Source organism: Tissierella sp. (assembly GCF_052089545.1).
Classification (GTDB): domain Bacteria; phylum Bacillota; class Clostridia; order Tissierellales; family Tissierellaceae; genus Tissierella_A.
Genome location: NZ_JBQDAA010000147.1, coordinates 1 through 6,036 on the forward strand (window position 1 = coordinate 1; position 6,036 = coordinate 6,036).

Sequence of the window (6,036 nt, forward strand, 5' to 3'; positions counted from 1 at the left end):
TGTTTTTAAATAGTATATAGCTGTGATACAATAATTACAATTAGATATTTATAAGGAAGGGATTGTTTGTGATGGATAGTATTAAAAAAATTACTAATAGTAATATTTTAGATGATATATTTGACATTCCAGAAAACCTAAAAAATAAAAAAGTGGTAATAACAATAAGTGCTTATGAAGGTATAGAGGATATATCTAAAATGAAAAGTTTAAGAGGGGCTTTATCAAAATATAAAAATGGTAATCTAAGAGAAGAAGAAGATAATGCTTGGGCAATGGCGGTGCAGGATAAACATGAAAATAGTTGATGCGAATATTATATTAAGATATCTTCTAAATGATACAGAGGATCTAGCTGAAAAAGCTGCTGGTATAATAGAAAATAATAAAGTATTAGTTCCAAATGAAGTTATAGCTGAAATAGTATATGTACTTGAAAAGGTATATAAAGTAAAGAATGATGAGTTAAGCAATATATTAATAGATCTTTTTCAGTATGAAAATATAAAGGTAGATGACCCAGAAGTAATTGAAGCAGCTCTAGAGCTTTATGGTAGAAAAAGATTTGATTTTGTAGATACACTTCTTTATGCATATAATAAAGTAAGAAGTTATGAGGTTTGTACTTTTGATAAAAAGCTAGATAAATTGTTAAATTAGGCAGAGGTGTCAAGATGGCCTTAGCTGAGCAATTTAAGCAAACTTCCTCGCTAAGGTACCAGGTACCTTAGCATTCATGTGGCTAGTCCTTTAGGGAAGCATGGACTGAATAAATAAGCAAAATATAAATTCCATACAGGTAGAAATACTTGTATGGAATTTATATTTTAATCCTTGATCCTTGAACTACTACTTTTCTTTCGAGTTCCATAATAGATATCTTTCCAAGCAAATCCATTTGATCTATATTTAAAATATTACTTAAGTCTTCTGCTGTCTTGCATTTAGAATTATTTAATATCTGAATAATCTCTTTTTCTAACTCATCTAAATTTTCATTATTTTTATTTATACTTTTATTTGTCTTTTCTTCGTTTTTATATCTGAAATCATCTTCTATTAGCAATTGTTCATGATTCAAATAAAGAGTAGCACCACCTAATATTAATTTATTAGTTCCTTTACTTTCACTATTGTATATATTGTCAGGCAAAGCTAATATTTCTCTATCATATGTATCTCCATATTTTGCCGTTATAAGAGAACCACTATTTTCAGCTGCTTCTATAACTAATATCTTATGAGACCAGGCACTTATTATTAAATTCCTCTTAGGAAAATGTTTAGGATTTGGAGGTGTTCTTGGTGGATATTCTGATATGACTGCTCCATTTTCTATTATCTTTCTCATAAGTTCTATATGTTCTGGAGGATAGCATATATCTAGCCCATTTCCAAGGACAGCTATATTATATCCACCTTCTTTAATAGCAGATGTATGAGCATATCCATCTATTCCCTTAGCCATGCCACTTATCACTGATATATTTTCTCTAGCTAAAAAACTAGCAGCCTCATCTGTTGTTCTCTTTCCATATTCAGTACATCTTCTAGCACCTACTATTCCAACACCCATACTATTTTTTATTAGATTTCCCTTATAATAAAGTAAAACAGGCATCTCCTCAATAGACTTAGCCTTAAGGGGATATAGTTCATCTTCTAATGTTAATAGTTTTAGGCCAAATCTATCTACATCTTCTAAAATAACCTTAGCTCTTTCTAAACACTTTGTTTCTACAATATTTTTCGCAGTTTTACAACCAACTCCATTACATTTTAATAGCTCCTCTAAAGATGCTTGATAAATATTCTCTGGATTCTGGAATGTTTTCAAAAGAGATCTCTGTCTTTTAACACCTACCCCATTTATTAAAGTTAGCCATATCCAATATAGCAAAGTTATTCCTCCTTAAACTAAACAGTATGCATCATGGTCTTTTCCTTGTCTAAATCTCTAGAAAGAAGTACATTTGCAATATCTCTTTTCCGAATATTAGGAGAATCATCAAGATCTGCAAAAGTTCTAGCAATTTTTAAAAATTTATCATATGTCCTAGCACTATATCCATATCTATCATATGCTTTTTTTAGAAGCTCTTTAGATTCTTCATCTAATTCACAGTACTCCCTTATAAGTTCTGGAGTCATTTGAGCATTACAGTTTACTCCATCTATATCTTTATATCTAGATCTTTGAATAGACCTAGCATTTTCTACTCTTTTTCTTAATCCTTCTGAAGTTATACTCTTTTTACTGTCAGTGAGTTCCATAAAATCTACCGTATGAACATATTTTTGTATATCTATTCTATCTAGTATTGGACCAGAAACCTTTTGCCTATATTTTAATACTTCATAATCAGTACACCTACATTTCTTAGTTCCATGATATCCACATGGGCAAGGGTTCATGGCAGATACAAACATGAAATTTGTTGGATATGTATTTGTAGAATTGACCCTTGCTACAGTTACACTTTTATCTTCCATTGGCTGTCTTAGTGCTTCTAGAGTTTTTTTATTAAACTCTGCTACTTCATCTAAAAAAAGAACTCCATTATGGGCAAGAGAAACTTCTCCTGGCATAGCATTGTTGCCGCCACCTATTAAAGCATTTAAAGACGCACTGTGATGAGGTGCTCTAAATGGCCTTTGAGTTATTAAATGGCCTCTATCTTTAAGAAGTCCAGCTACACTATATATCTTTGTGACTTCAAGAGCTTCTTCTTCACCCATGCTAGGCAATATTGTCGGTATCCTCTTGGCTATCATAGACTTACCACAGCCTGGAGTCCCCACCATGAGCATATTGTGTCCTCCAGCAGCAGCTACTACTATATATTCTATTAAGACGTCCTGTCCCTTTACATCACTAAAATCGATAGGGTAGTTTAACACTGTTTTTCCATCTATAATCTCTACATCTTTATCTATTTTAACTTTTCCTTCTAAAAAATCAATAAGAAGTTTTAAGTCATCAAAGCCATATACATTGACACCATTTACAAGTGATGCTTCGCTTACATTTTCTTTTGGAACTACTATGCTTTTTATACCAGCTTTCTTTGCTGCTATAACCATTGGAAGCACTCCAGTACAAGGCCTTATAAGTCCATTTAAAGAAAGTTCACCAATAAATCCAAAGCTTTTTAAATCTATATCCTTTAGTAAAATTTGATCCGATCTAAGTAGAAGACCTATAGCCATAGACAAGTCAAAATGTGAACCTTTTTTCTTAATATCCCCAGGAGCTAAATTTATTACTATTTTCATCTTTGGAAAATCGTATCCCTTAGAAATTATAGCTGCATGGATTCTCTCACTCGCTTCCTTAATTGCCCTATCTCCAAGCCCTATTATAGAAACTGAAGGCTGTCCATATATAGTATCTGTTTCCATCTCAACTAAATATCCTTCTATTCCAGATATAGCAAAGCTGTTAGTTATAGATGCCATTTACTCATCCTCCATTCTTTCTTTAATTTCTTTATCAACTTCTAAATTTATATCTATAGATTCAACATATTTCATATATAGAGCTCTACTTTTACCTTTAAAATAAGAAAGTATTTTTTCATCATCTATTATTCTATCACTATCAGCATCAGCATCTATATAAGCATTATAACTACTCCATTCATATTCTAAAGGCTCATTAACCATATTAGCTTTTACCGGATTTAGATGTATATATCTACTTACTTGCAAATTATATTGATCATTTTCTATGATTTCTGATTTATATCTGCCATCATACAAACTACCTGTATAATTATACTTTTTATTAAAATATTTAGTGTAATTTCTATTAATCTCCCTCATTATATTCCAAATCTCATCATCTATAGTTTCTAATTGAAGATGGACATGGTTTGTCATAAGGCAATATGAATATAGAATAAATGGATATTTTCGCATCACCATTTCTACATTTTCTAAGTATACTCCATAATCTCCTTCATCTTTAAAAATATCCGCTCTTCTAATACCACGAATCATAATATGATAAACTGCACCAGGATACCAAATTCTTTCTTTTCTACCGATAACAAATCACCCCATAGTATTTTTCAGATATTTCTGTTAATTAGAATATACCAGTTTATGCCAGTATTTTCAATAGATAAAAAAATCTCCCACAAGTATTTCTACTTATGGGAGACCTAGTTCAATCTATACTTTAGTCCACGAAGGTACCCGGTACCCTATCGCGGTACCCTATCGTACCCTTGCATTTCTCCGTACATTTTTTCTAATAGGTTAAACATTTTATCATCCATATATATTATACGCCTCCGAATAAGTTATATTTATTATACCACTAATTTATAAGCTCATATAATACAAAAATCCTTTAACTGCTTTTGATTGTATATCATGAGTTAGTCATAAACCTTGAGTTTTGTGATAAAAATAGATAAACAAATTCCTCACAAGAAGTTATCCTGTGAGGAATCTAGTTTGTTTCTTTTCTTCAGTCTACGCTTTAGTCAGCGAAGGTACCTGGTACCCTAGCGAGGTCGCTTGCGACTGAGCTTGCTTATAAATATTAGGCTCAGTCACAAAAGGTGTACAAAGGGGTCTGTTCCCTTTGTATACTTTAATGATTTGCTTGCTATAAAAACAATTAATATATCCGATATAAATACAAGTTAATAATGTAATATATAATAAATAAAAGGACAAAGCTTTATTTAGCAAATATATTTTATATTTGTCTACTATAGGGTATAATGTAAGTAAGAGAAACAATCGAAGAAGAGGTGATATAGTGGCTAAAACGGATATACCAAGTAAAAGGTTGATTCAACTTAGACCTGATGATTGGGCAAAGGTTGTATTAAAAGATAATAGTGATATCAGACTTACAGAAATGAAAGCAGATAAGAATCCAAAAGTGGAGTCTAGATTAGATACGTTATTTTGGGTTGAAAGTGATAAAGATGAAGATGATTTCATTCTTAATATAGAACCACAAGGATATTATGAAGCGGCATTACCAGCAAGAATGTTAAGGTATCGTTCTGATATCTGGGAATATACTATTAGTAGTGGTAGAGGAATACAATCTATAAAACAAGTAGTAGTATTCTTTTATCCAAAAGATGATAATAGGGAACATAGCTTATATGACAAAAGAGTAGATAAAAGTAATATATCATTTAGCTATGATATTATAAGAGTGTGGGAACTAGATAAAGATTATATTATAGATAATAAGTTAATAGGATTATATTCATTGCTTCCTCTAATGGAGATAGAACCAGGAGAAACAGATGAAGAAATTATAGAAAAATCAGTTAAGGTAATTGCAACTATAGAAGATGAAGCATTAAGAGGAGATTCATTAGCGGCAATGTCGATCATGTCAGTAGATAGATATTCAAGCACTCTAATTGAAAAATATGTTAGGAGGGAAATGCTTATGAATTCACCATTATATGAGAAATGGGTTGAAGAAGAAAGAGAAGAAGCTGCTGAAAAGGCAGCTAGAGATAGGGATAAGAAAAGAATTATTGAAACCTTAGAATTAAAATTTGATTTTATTTCAAAAGATACTAGAGAGTATATTAAGAGTATAGGAGATGATAATATAATTAATAGATTATTTGAAAAAGCAATTAAAACTATAAGTCTTGAAGAGTTTGAAGAACTCTTAGAAAAGGTTAAGAAGTTAAATTAGATTAAAGCAAGTTTTGCATACACAAACATAAAGTGGTCAGGCCCCTTTATTATGAAGCAAGCTCAGTCGTGAGCTCCTTTGCCAGGTTACCAGGTACCTTCGCAGACTAAAGTGGAAACTGATCTAGATCTCTTACAGGTAGAAAAAAATACTTGTGGGAGATTTTTTATTTGTCTTGAAAAATTCCCCTAAAACATTCATAAAATAAAAGTAATAACAAACCAATATATATACAACACAAAGTTAAAGATGTTACTAGATTTGTTAACCTATAAAAAAATTGGGTATATTATATGATTAGATAGTTGCAGAATGTGATTTTTAAAAATATCTGTGTTATCCACAAGAAA

General features: G+C 31.0%; 6 protein-coding genes. 3 read left to right on the top strand and 3 right to left on the bottom strand.

The genetic code is table 11. From position 1 onward, the window contains the following. Positions 1-71 precede the first annotated feature (71 nt). On the top strand, positions 72-308 hold the full coding sequence (locus tag ACTHW2_RS09870) for a hypothetical protein (RefSeq protein WP_442263752.1): 237 nt from the start codon (positions 72-74) through the stop codon (positions 306-308). Beyond that, positions 295-660: a PIN domain-containing protein gene (locus ACTHW2_RS09875; RefSeq protein ID WP_442263753.1), complete on the top strand. Its 366-nt coding sequence runs from the start codon at positions 295-297 to the stop codon at positions 658-660. Before ACTHW2_RS09870 ends, ACTHW2_RS09875 begins: the two co-directional genes overlap by 14 nt. 160 nt (positions 661-820) lie before the next feature. Here ACTHW2_RS09875 and dprA read toward each other — a convergent pair whose 3' ends face one another. From dprA to ACTHW2_RS09890, 3 genes are read right to left on the bottom strand one after another with little or no spacing between them, the layout of a single operon-like run. Further along, a complete protein-coding gene (gene dprA / locus ACTHW2_RS09880) occupies positions 821-1,900 on the bottom strand; it encodes a DNA-processing protein DprA (protein ID WP_442263754.1) in 1,080 nt (359 codons plus the stop codon). Between the two features lie 17 nt (positions 1,901-1,917). Further along, positions 1,918-3,459: a YifB family Mg chelatase-like AAA ATPase gene (locus tag ACTHW2_RS09885; RefSeq protein WP_442263755.1), complete on the bottom strand. Its 1,542-nt coding sequence runs from the start codon at positions 3,457-3,459 to the stop codon at positions 1,918-1,920. Continuing rightward, positions 3,460-4,002, bottom strand: coding sequence for a transposase (locus tag ACTHW2_RS09890; protein ID WP_442263756.1), 543 nt, complete (start codon positions 4,000-4,002; stop codon positions 3,460-3,462). Between the two features lie 772 nt (positions 4,003-4,774). On the opposite strand from ACTHW2_RS09890, the gene ACTHW2_RS09895 reads away from it, so the two are divergent. Next, positions 4,775-5,686, top strand: coding sequence for a hypothetical protein (locus ACTHW2_RS09895; RefSeq protein ID WP_442263757.1), 912 nt, complete (start codon positions 4,775-4,777; stop codon positions 5,684-5,686). Positions 5,687-6,036 lie beyond the last annotated feature (350 nt).